At 55.3% G+C, this 16,522-nt stretch carries 12 protein-coding genes; 7 read left to right on the top strand and 5 right to left on the bottom strand.

Going from position 1 to position 16,522, the window contains the following annotated elements:
* Positions 1-27: 27 nt before the first annotated feature.
* Positions 28-2,559 carry a DUF1549 and DUF1553 domain-containing protein gene (locus SH573x_RS19910; protein ID WP_479349483.1) on the bottom strand — a complete coding sequence of 844 codons (2,532 nt, stop codon included), beginning with the start codon at positions 2,557-2,559 and terminating at the stop codon, positions 28-30.
* 268 nt (positions 2,560-2,827) lie between these two features.
* Here SH573x_RS19910 and SH573x_RS19905 point away from each other — a divergent pair, with 268 nt between their 5' ends.
* Positions 2,828-4,735 carry an ABC transporter ATP-binding protein gene (locus SH573x_RS19905; RefSeq protein WP_479349481.1) on the top strand — a complete coding sequence of 636 codons (1,908 nt, stop codon included), beginning with the start codon at positions 2,828-2,830 and terminating at the stop codon, positions 4,733-4,735.
* A gap of 18 nt (positions 4,736-4,753) precedes the next feature.
* On the opposite strand, the gene SH573x_RS19900 is transcribed toward SH573x_RS19905, so the two are convergent.
* A complete protein-coding gene (locus SH573x_RS19900) occupies positions 4,754-5,122 on the bottom strand; it encodes a hypothetical protein (protein WP_479349480.1) in 369 nt (122 codons plus the stop codon).
* A gap of 239 nt (positions 5,123-5,361) precedes the next feature.
* Here SH573x_RS19900 and SH573x_RS19895 point away from each other — a divergent pair, with 239 nt between their 5' ends.
* The 5 genes from SH573x_RS19895 (at position 5,362) to uppS (ending at position 10,403) form a co-directional block, all read left to right on the top strand.
* Positions 5,362-6,456 carry a formylglycine-generating enzyme family protein gene (locus tag SH573x_RS19895; RefSeq protein WP_479349479.1) on the top strand — a complete coding sequence of 365 codons (1,095 nt, stop codon included), beginning with the start codon at positions 5,362-5,364 and terminating at the stop codon, positions 6,454-6,456.
* Between the two features lie 49 nt (positions 6,457-6,505).
* The gene (locus tag SH573x_RS19890; protein WP_479349478.1) at positions 6,506-8,020 is read left to right on the top strand and encodes a hypothetical protein; all 1,515 of its coding nucleotides are present in this window, start codon (positions 6,506-6,508) and stop codon (positions 8,018-8,020) included.
* A 37-nt stretch (positions 8,021-8,057) separates the two neighbouring features.
* The gene (locus SH573x_RS19885) at positions 8,058-9,014 is read left to right on the top strand and encodes a sugar phosphate isomerase/epimerase family protein (protein ID WP_479349477.1); all 957 of its coding nucleotides are present in this window, start codon (positions 8,058-8,060) and stop codon (positions 9,012-9,014) included.
* Between the two features lie 72 nt (positions 9,015-9,086).
* Positions 9,087-9,620, top strand: a complete 534-nt coding sequence (locus SH573x_RS19880; RefSeq protein WP_479349476.1) for a peroxiredoxin — start codon at positions 9,087-9,089, stop codon at positions 9,618-9,620.
* Between the two features lie 60 nt (positions 9,621-9,680).
* Positions 9,681-10,403 carry an undecaprenyl pyrophosphate synthase gene (gene uppS / locus SH573x_RS19875; protein WP_479356772.1) on the top strand — a complete coding sequence of 241 codons (723 nt, stop codon included), beginning with the start codon at positions 9,681-9,683 and terminating at the stop codon, positions 10,401-10,403.
* 493 nt (positions 10,404-10,896) lie between these two features.
* Here uppS and SH573x_RS19870 read toward each other — a convergent pair whose 3' ends face one another.
* The 3 genes from SH573x_RS19870 to SH573x_RS19860 are packed head-to-tail and all read right to left on the bottom strand — an operon-like array spanning position 10,897 to position 14,774.
* A complete protein-coding gene (locus SH573x_RS19870) occupies positions 10,897-12,411 on the bottom strand; it encodes a sugar ABC transporter ATP-binding protein (protein WP_479349475.1) in 1,515 nt (504 codons plus the stop codon).
* A 48-nt stretch (positions 12,412-12,459) separates the two neighbouring features.
* Positions 12,460-13,665, bottom strand: coding sequence for an ABC transporter permease (locus SH573x_RS19865; protein WP_479349474.1), 1,206 nt, complete (start codon positions 13,663-13,665; stop codon positions 12,460-12,462).
* Positions 13,662-14,774 (bottom strand): substrate-binding domain-containing protein, encoded by a 1,113-nt coding sequence (locus SH573x_RS19860; protein ID WP_479349473.1) that lies wholly within the window; start codon positions 14,772-14,774, stop codon positions 13,662-13,664. The genes SH573x_RS19865 and SH573x_RS19860 overlap by 4 nt, the downstream gene beginning before the upstream one ends.
* Positions 14,775-15,254: 480 nt before the next feature.
* Here SH573x_RS19860 and SH573x_RS19855 point away from each other — a divergent pair, with 480 nt between their 5' ends.
* Entirely contained in the window at positions 15,255-16,391 is a 1,137-nt protein-coding gene (locus SH573x_RS19855; RefSeq protein WP_479349472.1) for a WD40 repeat domain-containing protein, read from the top strand.
* Positions 16,392-16,522 lie beyond the last annotated feature (131 nt).

Here is a 16,522-nt window from a genome sequence, read left to right as displayed (position 1 = left end):
GGGCCTGGAGACCCGTCCTACGACCTGTTAACGTACTAGGGAAAATTCCTTGCTGTTGGTCAGTGCCCACAGGATATCTTCCAAAGCGGCACGCGGAGATGGGGCCGAGTTGACGTAATCGGCAAAGTGACTCAACTCTTGTGGCCTGGGCAACCTGGCCAGTGCAGTCAAATACAGACTCTCGATCTTAGACTGGGTATCCGTCGCTTCGGCTAGGATTCGCGTGACATGGTTATGTTGCGAGCTCAGCTTTTCACGAGTTTCTTTACCATTGATGAGCACTAGCGATTGTCCCAATGATACTTCGCTGGAGCGTTCGCATTCGCAGACCAGCAGCCGCCCCGGCTTGCCGAAGGTTGTCAGAAAGTCAGCTTTAGTCGGCACGTTCACTTTGGCTATCGCCAGCGCCTCGGCTCGCGATTTGGCTTCGGGCGAATAGACATCAAAGGTAGAACTGATTGCATCTAGTAGGACTTCAGCCGGCATGCGCTTAAGGGGAAAGCCGGCGAACACGCGGGCTCCGCCTAGCGGCGAGGCGGCATCGGGCTCACTGGCCGATGCCCGCGCAAAAGTGCGGCTGGTCACAATTAATCGAGCCAGGTGACGCGTTGAATAACCGCTCGCAATTAGTTGATCTGTCAAGTATTCCAGCAGTTCCGGATTGGACGCGGGATTGGAATCGCGAAAATCATCAGGCGGGTCAACGATACCGACGCCCATGAAGTGGTACCAAATGCGATTGGCCATATTGCGCGCAAACATGCGATTGTTGACTGTCAACCATTTGGCCAGCGATTCAAGCGGTGTTTTGAATTCGGCGGTTGATTCAGCATCGCTCTGGTAGGTGGCCGTCAATGGCTTGGGGCCAACCTCAGCGGCGCGACCAGGGTGCCAGATAGCGGCTTGCGCATCTTTCAAGCTGATTACTTCATCGCCGGAGATGATGTGTTTGTCGAACTTGTCCTTGGGCGCGTTATCCAGTTGCTTGCGCTCGAGAGTGGTGAAATAGGCGGCCAGTCCGTAATAATCGTCTTGTCGCCATTTGTCGAACGGATGGTTGTGGCAACGGGCGCATTGCAGTCGCACACCCAGAAACACCTGCCCGATCGATTCGGCGGCTGTTTCTGGATCGCGATGCGTACGGTGAAAGCTGGCAGGTGGATGCTCGTAGGTACTGCCCAGGGTGGTCAACATTTCGGCCACGAATTCGTTCAGCGGTCGATCATTGGCGATTTGGTCAGTCATCCAGGCGTGCCACTGAGCTGCACCTTGGTCGCTCATTACCTTTTGCTCATTGCGCAGCAAATCACTCCAGCGCATCGACCATAGCCACGCATAACCCGGTTCATTCAAAAGTCGCTCGACCAGTCGCTGACGTTTATCGGGCGAAGAGTCCGACAAGCAGAACTGCTGGACTTCGGCGGCCGTCGGCAAACGCCCTGCGATAGCCAGGTGAGCTCGACGCACAAACACAAAGTCGTCCGCTAGTGGTTCAGCTCGAACTTGCAAACGCTGCAGCTGGTTATTGACCAGTTGATCGATCGGCGAATCAGCTTCGGTATCTGGCCAGTTCATCTGGTCATGTGCCAGGAATATTAATCGGCTGGCCGAGCGGCCTGAGAGATACGACACCGAGATCGACACGTCCAGCGGCTGCTGGACACTTACCAAGCCACTAGCCGAGACTGCAATGCCCGCCGGGATGCTGGGTTCGAAACGTGCGAACTGAGTGACATCCCGCTGCGAGCCATCGTTAAAGGTTGCGATCACGACCAGTTGTTGAGTCGTGCAGCGTCTAGCCAAAATCGCCTGGTTGGGGAACACCGCGAGCGATTTGAGTCCTTCATCATCGCGGGGCGCTTCGCCGATGACTGGGATAGCTATGCCGGCTGGCGAATTCCACTGACAACCATCCGTGATCCAACGCTGCAAGATCTGGGCTTGGGGCGAATCGAGTTGGAAACGTACGCCGCCCTGATGAGCGAGCGCGCCCAGTGGCTTTTGCAGCAACAAACTGTTATCGGCGGCAAAACGATCGATCAATCGGCCGGCCTGGCCGCGTACGATAGAGGCAAAGTCGAGCAGAGAATCATCGCCCCGCAGACTCAAGCGAAATCCGGCTTTGCCGTGCAGATTGCCATGGCACGTGCCCAGATTGCAGCCGGCTTTGCCCAGCACGGCCGCCACTTCACGCGGAAAGATGGGGGCCGGTGCTGCTCCGCCAATGATCTCCACCGGCACGGAAGCCGCCAGCGAATCGACTTCGATCCGCAAATTCACTTGTTGACTTTCGCCAGCAAACTCTGGGGCGCGTGAAACGCGGCCTTGAGCATCAAGGGTCACCGATGATGGACTGCCCACTACAAATCGAGCGCTGCGCGTAACATCGATCGCTTGATTTTCGGTAGCTCGCAAGACCACGATTTGAGCCGGATAGTCGGGCCGCACGACGACCTTGGGCGGCAAGACCATTAGCCGGTCTTCAGCCAATAAGCTATTGCGAGCTGACCATAGTGCGAGGGCGCACGCGATCCAACGAAAGGCTGGTTGAAGTTGCATAGTGGCGGGTTTGCAATAGCAGGTAGGAATTGCGGCGGTCCTGATTATAACACACGGTGCTAAGGGGAGGGCGAATGCTTCTGCTGAGCCGAACACCGCAGTGAATTACGGACATAGATCCGGGGGTAGGTGGTGATGGAAGGATCAACGTTCGATTGTTTGGTGCAGACGTTTTCCATCCCCGAGACTTTGTCCGTTGTTCTGAGCGGTGTTGGCTCAGGAGGACCTTCGCCCTCCCGGGACCACTTACGACGGCTATAATCTAGACATGCAACCTACCAGCCGTCAGCGTTATGAAGATTATCAAGAAGAGTTGAAGAAGCGTCACGAGCAGCGGGACGCGGAATCGACCAAAGGGGATTCGAAGTCCAGCGGGCCGCGCAGTCGCACCAGTTGGCAGCTGCTGAGCCAGTTTTGGCAGCAGTTGGCCGGACACCAGCGAAATGTGATCTTTGCGTTAGCAACTTTGACCGTTTCGACGTTGTTGGGGTTAATCCCGCCTGCCGGTACCAAACTGGCGATTGATTATGTCTTGACCGATCCACCCAAGCCGCTGCCTTCGTGGCTGGCGGCGTGGGTCCCCAACCAATCGCCGATGGGATTGTTATGGTTGATCGCAGTCGGTGTGTGCCTGGTCACTCTGCTGCGCACGACGATTCACCTGTGGGGACGTTGGTATGCGACCAAGGCAGTGAACTTAGTTCAAGCTGATATCAGGCGGCGAGTCTTCAGTCATGCGATGCGGTTGCCACTGCATCGCGTTCAGGCACTGAAAAGCGGTGGGGCGACCAGTCTGATTCGCGAAGACGCCGGCGGCATCGCCGATTTGATCTTCAACATGCTCTACAACCCTTGGCAAGCAATCATTCAGTTGATTGGCAGTTTGCTAGTGCTGTTGATTGTCGATTGGCGCTTGATGCTGGGTGGGCTCATGTTGCTGCCTGCCGTGTGGATTACGCATCGCACTTGGATTTACCGCGTTCGTCCGTTGTACAAGGACATTCGAACGCGCCGTCAGCAGATTGATGGCAATACCACGGAGACCTTTGGTGGTATACGCGTGGTGCGAACATTTGCGCGTGACAAGAGCGAAACCAATCGGTTTGCGCGGGGCACGCACTTGATTGCCAGGCAGCAGTTGATGGTCTGGTGGGCCACGCGTTTGATTGAGGTGGTGTGGGAGGTCTTAATCCCGCTGGCTTCAACTGCGCTGTTGCTGTACGGCGGTTGGCAGATACTGCAGCATGAGATGACGCTAGGCGATCTGATGATGTTCCTGGTCTATTTGACCATGTTGCTGGGGCCGATTGCGTCGATCGCATCCAGTGCGATGAGTTTTCAAAACAACCTGGCTGGTCTGGATCGGGTGTTGGATCTGCTGGGCGAGGATGTTGAAACTTCGCGCGTGGACTCCGGTGTAGACGTGGTGCGTGGTGCGGTGGCGGGCGCTGTCGAGTTTCGCAACGTCAGCTTCCAATATCCCAACTCTGAAAAACGCGTGCTGGAGGATATATCGTTTTCCGTACCGCCGGGGTCCCTAGTCGCGCTGGTCGGACGGAGTGGAGCGGGTAAGACCACACTGTGCAATCTGGTGTCGCGCTTCTACGCGCCCAGCGGTGGCGCGATACTGCTCGACAATCGTTCGCTGGCTGATATCAATCTCGATTCGTATCGACGATTGTTGGGAGTGGTTGAACAAGATGTGTTTTTGTTCGATGGTACAGTCCGAGAGAACATTGCCTATGGTCGGCGCAGTGCCACGGATTTGGCAGTAGCGGAAGCGGCTCAAGCTGCAGCGGCTGCGGAGTTTATCGAAGCTTTGCCCGAAGGCTACAACACTTGGATTGGCGAGCGGGGCGTCAAGCTCAGCGGTGGTCAAAGGCAACGACTGGCGATCGCCCGGGCCATCCTGGCCGATCCACGAATTTTGATTCTCGACGAAGCCACCAGTAACCTGGACAGCGAAAGTGAACGCTTGATTCAAGCTAGTCTGCAGCGATTGCTAAAAGGACGCACTTCGTTCGTCATCGCCCATCGTTTGAGTACCATCACGCACGCCGATCTCATTCTGGTCTTAGATGCAGGCCGCATCATCGAACGCGGCACGCATCAACAATTGGTCGCTCAAGGTGGTCTGTATCAGAAGATGCTAGTTCTGCAAACCGCTGATAGCTAAGCACAGGCTTAGACTGGATTAGCGAATTCCAGTGACTTCCATCTTTTGAATGACGCGTGATGGCCAGAGAACATCCATTTCGGCAAAGTCGCCCAACTGCAGTTCCGCCAGAGTTGAGTTGCTGGCTCCATTGAGCTTGATCTTGGTGTCGGCAGTAACGAAACCCGTACCGACAGCATAATAGCTGGTACCCAGTGTGATACTTGTTCCGCTGGCATCAGATTGAATGCTGGTGATGTTCCCGGCCCAGCGTACTGTGAGCGGCTTTTTGGAACCGCCGCCACCATTGCCGCCACCGCCCGAATTGGGGCCCGCGGCCACGCTGAACGAAACAACAGATACGATGACGGCTAAAGCGCAGGCGAGTTTGACGACGTGCTTGATCATGGGTTTGGATTCCCTAACAGATTAGTAAATTGGGCTGTGAAGTGCATGGAGATTTGTTGAGAAGCTTGCTCGCCATCTAGAGCGGGCGAGGCAGTGGAGTTCCGCCAAAAGTATTTTGGGCCAGCGGTTGCCAGCACATTTGGCCGGCGCATTGCATCTTTACAGCGATTGAACGAAAATGGACAGACGTTGATTTTTCCATATGTTCGTAATCCGCTCGGCGGAGAGAGATAGTTCTGATGAGTTGGTCCTTGTGGGGTTGGATGGGGCGCAGTGTGGCTGCCTGCGGAGTGTTATGCGTGGTCGCAGGGGTGGCTTGCAGCCAAGAGATACCCCGAGTGGATGTGCCCGAAGCCGACGCTAGTTCACCGGCTGAGATGAAGACTTACAGAGAGATCATCGAGCACACGGATACCAAGATCGAGATGTTGCCCATTCCAGGCGGCACCTTCAAAATGGGCAGTTCCGAAAGTGAAGAGAATCATCAACCCGACGAATCACCCGTTCACGAAGTTGAGCTCTCGCCGTTCTGGATGTCGAAAACTGAGATCACCTGGGACGCTTACGATGTGTGGGCCGACGACTTGGACATCCATCGTCGGCAGGTCTTAGGTTCGCCGCCCAGTCCACGCGACGGCCTGGCCGATGTATTTCAACTCAGCCAACCCACCAAACCTTACACGGACATGAGCTTTGGAATGGGCAAGCGTGGCTTTCCGGCGATTTGCATGACGCAGCATGCGGCCCGTACCTACTGCAAGTGGCTAAGCGCCAAGACGGGCCGCTACTATCGACTGCCGACCGAAGCCGAATGGGAATATGCATGCCGTGCGGGCACGACTACAGCTTATTCTTTCGGTGAAGACGCAACGGAATTAGGTGACTACGCGTGGTTTGTGGATAACGCAGGCGAAGGTTATCACAAAGTTGGCCGCAAGAAGCCCAATCCATGGGGCTTGCTGGATATGCATGGCAACGTAGCCGAATGGGTCCTCGATCAACATTACGAAGAAGGCTACGCCGCTGCGTCTATTGCCGACCAGAAGAAGAATCCGCTGGCAGTACCCCAGACATTGTATCCGCGTGTCGTGCGCGGTGGCGGCTGGACCGATGATGCCACATTGTGTCGATCCGCAGCCCGCGTTGGTTCCAACGAAGATTGGATCGCTCAAGATCCTCAATCACCCAAGAGCATTTGGTACTTGACCGATGCCGTCAACGTCGGCTTCCGTATCGTCCGACCGCTGGAAGAACCCAGCGAAAAAGAGAAGGCTGAACATTGGGAGATGTCGTTGCCCGTTCAAGTCGAACGCACGACCGCCAAGTCAGAGTAGACGGCGGCCATCGCATTCATGGCACCACCTTGCATAGAAAGCGTCAATCATGAGAAGGACTCAAGCGGTTTGCGCTCTGTTGGCAACTTGTCTGGGTTGGTTGTCCTGCGGAGGGCAGCTAAGTGCGCAGGAACGTTATGAACTAACGGCGCCCGCACTCAATCGCACTTCGCAAGCTGTGTTATCGGAACGCGAACTGCGCGTGATCGATCAAGAGGGTCGCGAAACACGCTACGCCCGCTATGACTCGCTCGATTCCGGTGACGGCCAGTTTATCGCCTACCGATCAGGCACAGGGCAAGTCATTCGCTGGCCGGTTTCCAACAGTGGCCCGATGCAAATTGGCAACAACGCCAACGGACGTTATGAGTTTCGCACCAGCCAAATGCATGTAGTCGCTCAAGAACGCAAATCGCGACCTACACCGCCACCGGATCCGCGACCAGCCGACTTGGTGTTGCCCCCGGGAGTTGGTCAAGGACGTGGCCCGTTAGATCCAGGCCTTGGAACTGGTGTATCGGGAGGTGACTTTTTTGCTCAAGTTCTCAAGCAAGATCGCCCGCAGCCGCAAGTGTTGCGGCTGGCGATTCATGATGATCGCGGACGTGACTGGTACCTGGGCAAGACTTCGGGCCGTAACCTGGCGATGCACGGAGCGGCCAATCCCGACGTTCACAACTGGTACATCGTGCCAGCCGGTCGAGGCTTTGTACGCGTTGGGCAGCAGACGGCTCAAGGCTGGTCGGCGCTAGCAGTAGCCGGAAATCGCAGTTTGGCTTTTGAACCTCTGGCACAACAAGCCAATCAACTCTGGCGGGTAATGCAAGTGGGAGTCGGTAATGGATACTGGCTGGAAAGTGCCACGGTGCCCGGGTACGCCTTAACGGGCGCCATCTCCGGCGCAGTTAATCTGCTGCCGATCAACGGTGGCTTTGGGCAAGTCTGGTGGCCTCAGCAAATCGTGGTTGCACCTAGCTTCGAGCCGATGTGGCGCACCGTCAATCATCAGATTCAAGCCAATCCGCCATTGCCACCGGCGCAAATCGAATTAGTCAATTCGCATACCGAAGCCCTGCGGATCTTAGTTGCGGACCGACGAGCGCAGTCGATACGTGAAATACGCGTTGAACCCAATTCGCGGGTGGTGGTGCCCTTCGATCGCGATGCCGGGGCGACAGTGGTCGAGACTTATGAACTGCGCGGGCCTGGCGGAGTTTGGGATCGGCAACAATTCGTAACCCAAATACCACCATCTGCCATATATGACTTGAGCGTCTATGAAGAGTTTTTGCAATCGATCGCAATCGATCGAACTGGTACCAGCCCCAATCCGATCGAAGATGTAAACTATCAACCCAAAAGCGTGGGTTGGTTACCGCTGCCGCCAGGCAATGCGCTACCCGGCAGAGGGCAAATCGACGCTTATCAAGACGCCAAGGCCCAGAACAACCCGGGCGCGGTTCGCCGCTTTGATCCTCGAAGTCTCGAAAAGCCGTCCATAGAGCCTGATCCACTGAAGACCATTCTCGAAAATGCCACGCCGAAAGCCAGGCAAAAGTTTTGAAGTTGTAGTTTGAAGTTCGCTTTCTGAAATCACATCCATGATCAATCCCTCGCGACGAAATTTTCTGACGACCACCGCCACTGCCGGGGCCTTATTGGCCACGCAACTACCCTCGACCAATGGAGCTGCTCAGGCGACCACCCTCACCACTCCATCCAACGTGCGATACTGCTTGAACATGAGTACGATCGAAGTTGGCAAACTGCCACTGCGTCAGCAGCTGAAGATTGCTGCGGATGCCGGCTATACGGGCGTTGAGTTGTGGCTGCGCGATATCGATCGCTTCCTGGAAGAGGGAGGCAAGCTGCACGATTTGCGCAACGAAATCATCGATCTCGGTTTGCAAGTTGAAAGTTCGATTGCGTTTGGAAAGTGGATCGTTAACGACGAGACCGAACGCAAAGCGGGACTGGAACAGTGCAAGAAAGATATGGGTAATCTGCGTGCGCTGGGTGGACGACGCATGGCTGCTCCGCCAGTCGGCGCCACCGATGCCAAAGGTGGCAAGCTCGACTTGAATGCCGCTGCGCAGCGTTACCGCGATCTGTTAGAGCTAGGCCGTCAATACGATGTGCTGCCACAGATTGAGCTCTGGGGATTTTCGCATAACATGTCGACCCTGGCGGAAGTTCTATATGTGGCTGCCGCGGCCGATGATCCCGATGCTTGCGTGCTCTTGGATGTGTACCATCTGTATAAAGGTGGTTGCAATTTTGCCAATATGTCCTTGGTGCCAGGCATGAAAATGCATGTCCTGCACATGAATGATTATCCGGCCAGTCCTAATCGCCAAGAGATTAAGGACGAGCATCGTGTATATCCGGGCGATGGCGTTGCGCCGCTGGGAATGATTCTTGGTACATTGTTCCGAGGCGGTTTCAACGGCGTCTTGAGTTTGGAGCTGTTCAATCGAGAATACTGGAAGCAACCGCCGGCTGAGGTTGCCAAACGTGGATTGGAAAAGATGAAAGCCGCCGTGGCCGGTGCTGTGTGAACTTCTGATTCGAATTTGACAGTCGATTTTTGATAGTCGAGTTCTTTGCAACCCGTTAAGGAGATGCCAACCATGCGTACGCTACTGCTCGCGATTCCCTTGTGCTTTATGGCTTCGATGGTCATAGCCGCGGATTTGCCCAAAGTCGGCGATACGGCTCCAGAGTTTGAAATGCAAGGCACTGACGGCAAGACCTACGCCTTAAAAGACTTTTTGGGCAAACAAGCAGTCGTGATTGCGTGGTACCCCAAGGCGTTCACGGGTGGCTGCACCAAAGAATGCAAGTCATTCAAAGAGTCGGGTAGTTTACTGAAAGAGTTTCAGGTCGCCTATTTCACCGCTAGCACCGACACCGTTGAACAGAATGCAAAGTTTGCCAAAGATTTGGGACTGGACTACCCAATTCTCAGCGATCCAGAAACCAAGAATGCGAAAGCGTTTGGTGTACTTAGGGAAGATGGCAAGCTGGCCAACCGAGTAACCTTCATCATCGGCTCCAATGGTAAGATCCTGGCCGTCGATAATTCGGTCAAAACTGAATCGCATGCGCAAGATATCGCCAATCAACTCGAAAAACTCAGTGTGCCGCGTAAGGGTGGCAAGTAGTTTCTTTTTGTTTAATCAATGACGAGAGCCGAATTGAAAAGCCCAGTTCAAGCCGAACCGATTAGCGAGGTTGTCGCGCCTGCGGAGCGATTGCCCAAACATATTGCCATCATCATGGATGGCAACGGCCGCTGGGCTGGGCAGCAAGGGTTGCCACGCATTGAAGGTCATCGCCGCGGCGTGGAAGCCGTGCGCAAGGCGATGGAAGGTTGCCGTCAGTTGGGCATTGAAGTGCTGTCGCTGTACTGTTTGAGCAGCGAGAACTGGAAACGCCCCAAAGAAGAGCTCGACTTTCTGATGGCCCTGTTGTGCGAGTATTTGATTGGCGAACGCGAGAACCTGGTCGAGAAGAATCTGAAGCTGCGCATTCTTGGCCGCCAAGATCGCTTGCCACCGGAAGTGCGAACCGAGATCGCCAAAACGCTTGACGCATGTTCTAACAACACCGGCATGACCTTATGCCTGGCCATCAACTACGGAGCTCGCGCAGAAATCGTCGACGCCTGCAAAGAACTGATGCGCGAAGTTCAAGCGGGACATATTAGCATCGATGAAATTGACGAAGAGCACATCGATGCTCGCCTGGACACACGTGGACTGCCCGAACCGGACCTGTTGATTCGCACCAGTGGCGAAATGCGCATCAGCAACTTTCTCTTATGGCAGATCAGCTACGCAGAACTGTGGGTCACCGAAACCCACTGGCCAGACTTTGACGAGGATAAGCTGCGTGAAGCGGTGCAAGATTTTGCCCGCCGCAAACGACGCTTCGGCGGATTGTAGAGCAGCTGTCCCCAGCCGCTCAGCACCCTCTAACCAAATTTTCGACCGACCGAGCGACCGGGAGGGCGAGCGACCGCAAATGCTTTACACATAAAGTAACTGTTTGCGCGAACGCTGTTCTGATACGTGGCCGATTGACCAGGCCTGAAGGGCCGGTACAACCTTTGCCGGTGCCGTCAGGCACCGGTACCATGTGATGACTGGTCCGCGGCGAGTCGGTGTCTCACCCCAGCAGGCTAGATAGCGCCGAGCCGCAATTGGCGGGTAACATCGGCAATTGCCATGTTTGTTGCGGGGCAGGGCAGCGACATGCATATTGGAACGCAACTTACTCGCCGCCTGAGGCCCAATGAATCGCAAAGCGTCTAGTCGAGACAACTGCCGGCGGCTTACGCACGCCGGCAGAGGTTATTCCGGCCCTTCAGGCCTGGTCGAAAGTCGGCAACCTTTACGCGTGCGCGCAGACACTACCCCCAAGAAGACACCGCTGATTTCACACCGAGCGACGCGTTACAGCGGCTTCCATGATCTTCTGTTCGGTGGCTTCGTCGCGGTTGAAATGGCCGGTTATCTCGCCTTCGCTGAGCACCAGGATTCTATCGCTGACAGTCAGTAACTCGGGCAGCTCAGAGGAGGTGACCAGAATTGCCATGCCTTGAGCGGCTAGCTGTTCCATCAGGCGGTAGAGTTCCGCTTTGGCACCGATGTCGACACCGCGGGTGGGATCGTCCAGCAAGAGGATCTTGGGGTGAGTCAGCATGCAGCGGCCGATGATGCACTTCTGCTGGTTACCGCCGCTAAGGCTAGTGATGGAGGCTTCAGGCCCGGCGGTCTTGACCTGCAGCGCCTTGATTTGTTCTTGAGCGGATTGTCGCTCGCGTGGGCGATTGACGACCCCAAACCTGGCATCGTCTCCCAAAGCACAAACGGTGATGTTGTCGCGTACTGTTTGATGCAAGAACAATCCCAGGCGTTTGCGGTCTTCGGTAACCATGGCGATACCCGCTTGCATGGCTTCGCGAGGATGCATGAACTGGTGGCGAGAGCCTTCGATCAGGATATCGCCTTGAGGCCGAATTGGGCTAGCGCCGAACAAACATTCCAGGAGCTCGGTACGGCCAGCGCCCATCAATCCGGCCACGCCCAATACTTCACCGCGATGCAGTTGTAAGCTGATGTCTCGCAATCGCCAACGCCGCGAATGGCCAGGCCAGGGCAACGACAGGTTCTTGATCTCCAGGACAACCGGAGCGCCGGCTGGCAATTGATGACGATTCGATGGTTCGATGTCGCGACCGACCATCAAGTGTGCGATCTGTCGCGGCGTGGTGTCGACTTTGTTGACCGTCTGCACAAATCGACCATCGCGCAGCACCGTGATGCGGTCGGCTAAACGAAAGACCTCGTCCATCTTGTGCGAGATGTAGATGATCGTGACGCCGCGCTGACGCAGGCGGTCGATCACACGGTAGAGCCTGGCCACTTCGGCTTCGGTCAGAGCGCTAGTGGGTTCGTCCATGATCAAGATGTCGGATTCCAGTGACAAGGCTTTGGCGATTTCGACCAGCTGCTGATCACCGACCCGCAACGAACCAACTAGCGACGTTGGCGAAATGTTGGATTCCAGTTGAGCCAACAACTGACCGGCCTGTTGATCCATGCGGCGTTGTTCCAGCCCGAACCAATTGCCCAGTTCGCGACCCAAGAAGATATTGGCCGCTACCGATAGCTGCTCCACCATGTTCAGCTCTTGATGGATGATGCTAATACCGAGCTGTTCGGCGTGGCGCGTACCAGACAGGTTCACCTGCTGGCCTTTAACCCACAGCTCGCCTTCGTAGTCCCCTTGCACGCCTGAGAGGATCTTCATCAGCGTGCTTTTGCCTGCACCATTCTCCCCCATCACCGCATGCAACTCGCCGGGCAAAATGTCAAAGCTGACATTGTCCAATGCGCGGACCGCAGCAAACTGTTTGCCTATACCGCGTATCGAGATGATGGGATCCATAACGCTATAACCCAAAAACGTCAGCCTGAGGAACCGTAAAAAATGTTCCTACGCAGCTCGCAGCCAACGACTTTCCAAGACGCTACGAATCGACAGCACGATCACTATGCCCACGCCGACCGCAATCGAGTACGCGGGCATGTACCAGGGCTTGGTCGAAAAGAACAGCATGAAACTGATCCCGCCCAGCAAACCCAATATGGGAATGGCCGATTGTCCAATCGGATTGGCGAAATAGTAACGCTGCAGTTTGCCGATGCGTTGGCTGAAGGTCACCGCCAATACCACCACAATACCCACGATCATGCCTTGGTACACGTCGGCACCGATACCTACGATCTTGTTGACCGCATCGATCACCGTTCGCAAGAACAAACATCCCAACAGCGTACCTGGTATCGTGCCCACACCACCCTGCAGCGAACAGCCACCGATCACCGAGGCGGCGATCGCATGCAGTTCGTAACCCACGGCCAGGTTGTCCGGTTTGGCGGAAGCTGAGTCGGCGAAGTAAATGATGCCGACCATGGATGCGGAAACGGATCCTAAAACATAGGCCAACCACTTCAAGCGATCTGTACGAATACCGCTCAGCCGAGCGGCCTGCTCGTTGCCGCCCATCGCATGCAGATGCCGACCGATGACAGTGCGACTCATCAAGAACCACACGCCCGCCGCAAAGATCAAGAACACAATCGTGATATTCGTGACATCCTTGAGTGTGTTCCGCAAAGCTTCATTGGTGAAGTCAATTTGAGCTTTGTTCGTCAGGGTCAAGGTCAAGCCGCGACTAAAGCTACGCAGTCCAACCAATGTTGCCAACGTCGCGATAAACGGCGGCAAGCCCACGCAAGTGATCAACCAGGCATGCAAGGTTCCAACTGCGACGCCGGCCATCAATGTTCCGGCAATCGCTACTAATACGGCCCAAGTGGGAATCTCGCCCGAGCGAAACCCTTCAGGCGCCAACAGCATCAGGAGCGCACCGAAGACCGTCGCGCTCATAGCGATCACCGAGCCGCTCGAGAGGTCGATGCCGCCGGAAATAATGATCACAGCACTTCCGAGCGCAAAGAAACCCAGCAATACCGTATTGCGAATAATCAGCTCTGCGGCGCTAGCCGGATTGTTCCAATACGTATGCCCTTGGTCGACCAGCGTCGTAAAGATAACGACCAGCAACCAGGCCAGGATCAATTTAAACTCAACACTCGACCATAAACGCTGCAGCAGGTTAGGGTTGTCAGCGCTCATGAACTTTTCAGGTTGTATTTTTCCAACCAATCCTTGAACTGAGTGAAATTGAGAAACTCGACGCTGGGACCGAAGCTTTGGAACATTTCCGCCTTCAAGGGCGAGCCTTGGTCGGGGGCAACTACCTTCAAGCCGGTGTCCAGGATATCTCCGCCGGGTTGTCCCATGTTCGGAAACATCTTCTGAGTCGTCTCGGTGTCGCCAGTGCCTTTGGCAAAGGCGTATCGCACGGATTCATAACCCATGCCGAACGGATTCTGCACGACCATGGCATCGATGAATCCACTACCCATCTGTTGAATGGCCAACTGTTCTGCGTCAAAGGTCACTATGGTGAATTTGCTGCGAACATCTTTCTCCTTCACCACATCCACAATGGCCGGCGCGTTATACGACCAGATGCCGACCAGAACCGAAAGACTTGGATAACGATCAATCACGTCGCGAACGTTATCTCGAGCTCGTGCGCGGTCGGCGTCATCTAGTTTGCGATCCTTTTGCACGAACTTGTCGCCCACGGCGCTGGTAAATCCGTTCATGCGTTCGATGGCGTTTTGTTGTGAATCGGTGCCCACAAATTGCACATATTCGCCGCCGTCGGGTTTGATGTTCTTGGCCGCCGTACCCAAGACTTCACCACCACGCACGTTGTTGGTGCCCACGTAGAATTCGCGAATCGACTGGCTCTTGGCCTCAAGATCGCTGTCAAAGCAGCCAATAATGACCCCCTTGTCTTTCAACTTCTTCAACTCATCGGCAATGGCTGCGTTGGTCGCCGAGAGGGGCGAGATGATGACAGCAAAGATGTCATCTTGAGTGCCGTATTGGCGCAGGCGATCAATTTGGCCTTGTTCGGTTCCGTCGTTGGAGTCCATGCCCGCTGAAAAGCCTTTGTCGGCCAGCTTCAGATCCTCAGCCGCTTTGGCGATACCGGCTCGAGCGGCATCCCAGAATGGGGAGTCGGTATTGTTCAGTAGCACAATCCGTTTGACTCGTCCTCCGGAACTCGATCCCGAACTGCTCGACTTATTCGACGGTTCGCATCCCGCAGTCAAGCCGAGAGCGACCAGCAGAACGAGACTCAAACTTTTATGCAAAGCGCTACGCATGACAAGCGGATCCCAGACCAAAGCCAATGGAGTTGCAACAGGCAATAGATAGCAAGAGCGTGATTCTAAATGCCGGTGCCTCCCAGAGCAAGCGCCGACATCAAGATGCCGTAGCCGAAGTCGCCAGACTTTGGACCATCCAGTCTCTGGCGAGATCGGCTACGGGATGCCGTTCCATGCGAAGCATTTTCTCTGCGTACTCGGCGGGCTCTGCGTTTCAGAAGTTGGTCTGAAGCGACGTTGGTTAGAGGGTTCTTACTTTAAAACGCTGAGACGCAGAGAATCGCAGAGAAGACAGGGCGGAAGAAGTCCTGAGGACAGCAGCTCTTTGGGTCCAAAGTCTGGTGACTTCGGCTACGGGGCGTGACGGTAGGATTTGCCTAACCGGAACAGTTTAACAAACGAACTTAAGGTCAAGTGCTCCAGTGGTCGATATCGATGATGGGAAGATCGATTCAGAGCCAGGCAGGAAGTCCGCGTATGTACAGTCCATCTTCGACAAAGATCCTCGGTCGCCGCTGCTGGCGAGTTGCCTGGCTTGGCAGCCTTGCGCTGGCCGCCAATTCGACCGGGCTTACTACTTACGCGCAGGCTCCGCAGCTTACTGCAACCAACAATTTAAGCGCGACACTCGGCGACGCAGAGGCCGATTTGGAAGTGGCGCTGGAGGCCATCAAGCCAAATATTTCGCCGCCAGTGGTGACTGCTTTGGCCGCGACCCGCGATGACCGCTTCCTGGCCGCGGCTGGCGACGATCATATTATTCGCTTGATTGATGCACGCTCTGGCAAGTTGATCAACTCATTTGCAGGTCATACCGATTGGGTGCAGTCACTGGCTTTTTCGGCTGATGATCAGCAGTTGTATTCCGCCGGCAATGACGGTCGCGTCCTGCGCTGGGACTTCGCCCAAGCCGATCGACCATTCGAACTGATCGCGCTGCCGTACGCTTTACGTAGCATTTCGATATCTACCGAGCGCGGATTGCTGGCGGTGGGTGGGTTTGGGCAAGATATTGGCCTGTGGGATTTGAAGGCTGGCAAGTGGCATTTCAGATTTTCCTGTTCCTGCCGCGACCAACGTTGTGTAAGGTTCTCTCCGGCAGGTGACAAACTGCTGTGTGGTGGCCGGGACGGGGTGCTGAATGTGTGGGACACCTCCACTGGTCAAGAGTTAGCTCACGTAGCCTTACATCGAGATCGGATCCAGACAGCGGCTTTCAATATCGACGGCACCATCGTTACCAGCGTTGCGGATGACCGCCGAATAATGCGCTACGACTTGAGTAAACAAGCGGTGGTGTTAAATCGGGAATTGAAGGGCGCAAAGCTACGATCGTTATGTCTCATCAATGATTCACTGATTGCGGCAGCCGGCGCTGACAACACGATTCACTTAATGTTTGTCGATGACGATGAAGAAGCAGGCACGTTGACGGGTCACACCGGGTCGGTGGCAGTCATGTGCAACTCCGGAAACCGTTTGGTATCGGGCTCGTTCGATACCACGGTCCGGGTGTGGAATTACAAGTCCGCAATTGGGTCCAAGCCTGGAACGGCCAGCGTGCCGGTCAGCCGCGGGCCAATGGATGTGGATAAGAGAATAGAGATTCGCTAAGGATAGATGTGACAGGTCTCGCACGCCCCGAGAGACCTGTTGCCGCCGCCGCGACGCATGGAGGTGCAGGTGGTCTTCAGCCAACAGCTACGCCGATTTTCACGCTGGTTACGCAGTGATATTGCGTCATC

This window comes from Rania fehmarnensis (genome assembly GCF_056494185.1).
The sequence above is the reverse complement of the archived record's forward strand: the minus strand, read 5'-3'. Positions and strand labels throughout refer to the sequence as shown.

Coding starts and splice junctions, on each gene's coding strand:
- SH573x_RS19910 (WP_479349483.1), bottom strand. CDS start 2,559: ATGCAACTTCAACCAGCCTTTCGTTGGATCGCGTGCGCCCTCGCACTA.
- SH573x_RS19905 (WP_479349481.1), top strand. CDS start 2,828: ATGCAACCTACCAGCCGTCAGCGTTATGAAGATTATCAAGAAGAGTTG.
- SH573x_RS19900 (WP_479349480.1), bottom strand. CDS start 5,122: ATGATCAAGCACGTCGTCAAACTCGCCTGCGCTTTAGCCGTCATCGTA.
- SH573x_RS19895 (WP_479349479.1), top strand. CDS start 5,362: ATGAGTTGGTCCTTGTGGGGTTGGATGGGGCGCAGTGTGGCTGCCTGC.
- SH573x_RS19890 (WP_479349478.1), top strand. CDS start 6,506: ATGAGAAGGACTCAAGCGGTTTGCGCTCTGTTGGCAACTTGTCTGGGT.
- SH573x_RS19885 (WP_479349477.1), top strand. CDS start 8,058: ATGATCAATCCCTCGCGACGAAATTTTCTGACGACCACCGCCACTGCC.
- SH573x_RS19880 (WP_479349476.1), top strand. CDS start 9,087: ATGCGTACGCTACTGCTCGCGATTCCCTTGTGCTTTATGGCTTCGATG.
- SH573x_RS19870 (WP_479349475.1), bottom strand. CDS start 12,411: ATGGATCCCATCATCTCGATACGCGGTATAGGCAAACAGTTTGCTGCG.
- SH573x_RS19865 (WP_479349474.1), bottom strand. CDS start 13,665: ATGAGCGCTGACAACCCTAACCTGCTGCAGCGTTTATGGTCGAGTGTT.
- SH573x_RS19860 (WP_479349473.1), bottom strand. CDS start 14,774: ATGCGTAGCGCTTTGCATAAAAGTTTGAGTCTCGTTCTGCTGGTCGCT.
- SH573x_RS19855 (WP_479349472.1), top strand. CDS start 15,255: ATGTACAGTCCATCTTCGACAAAGATCCTCGGTCGCCGCTGCTGGCGA.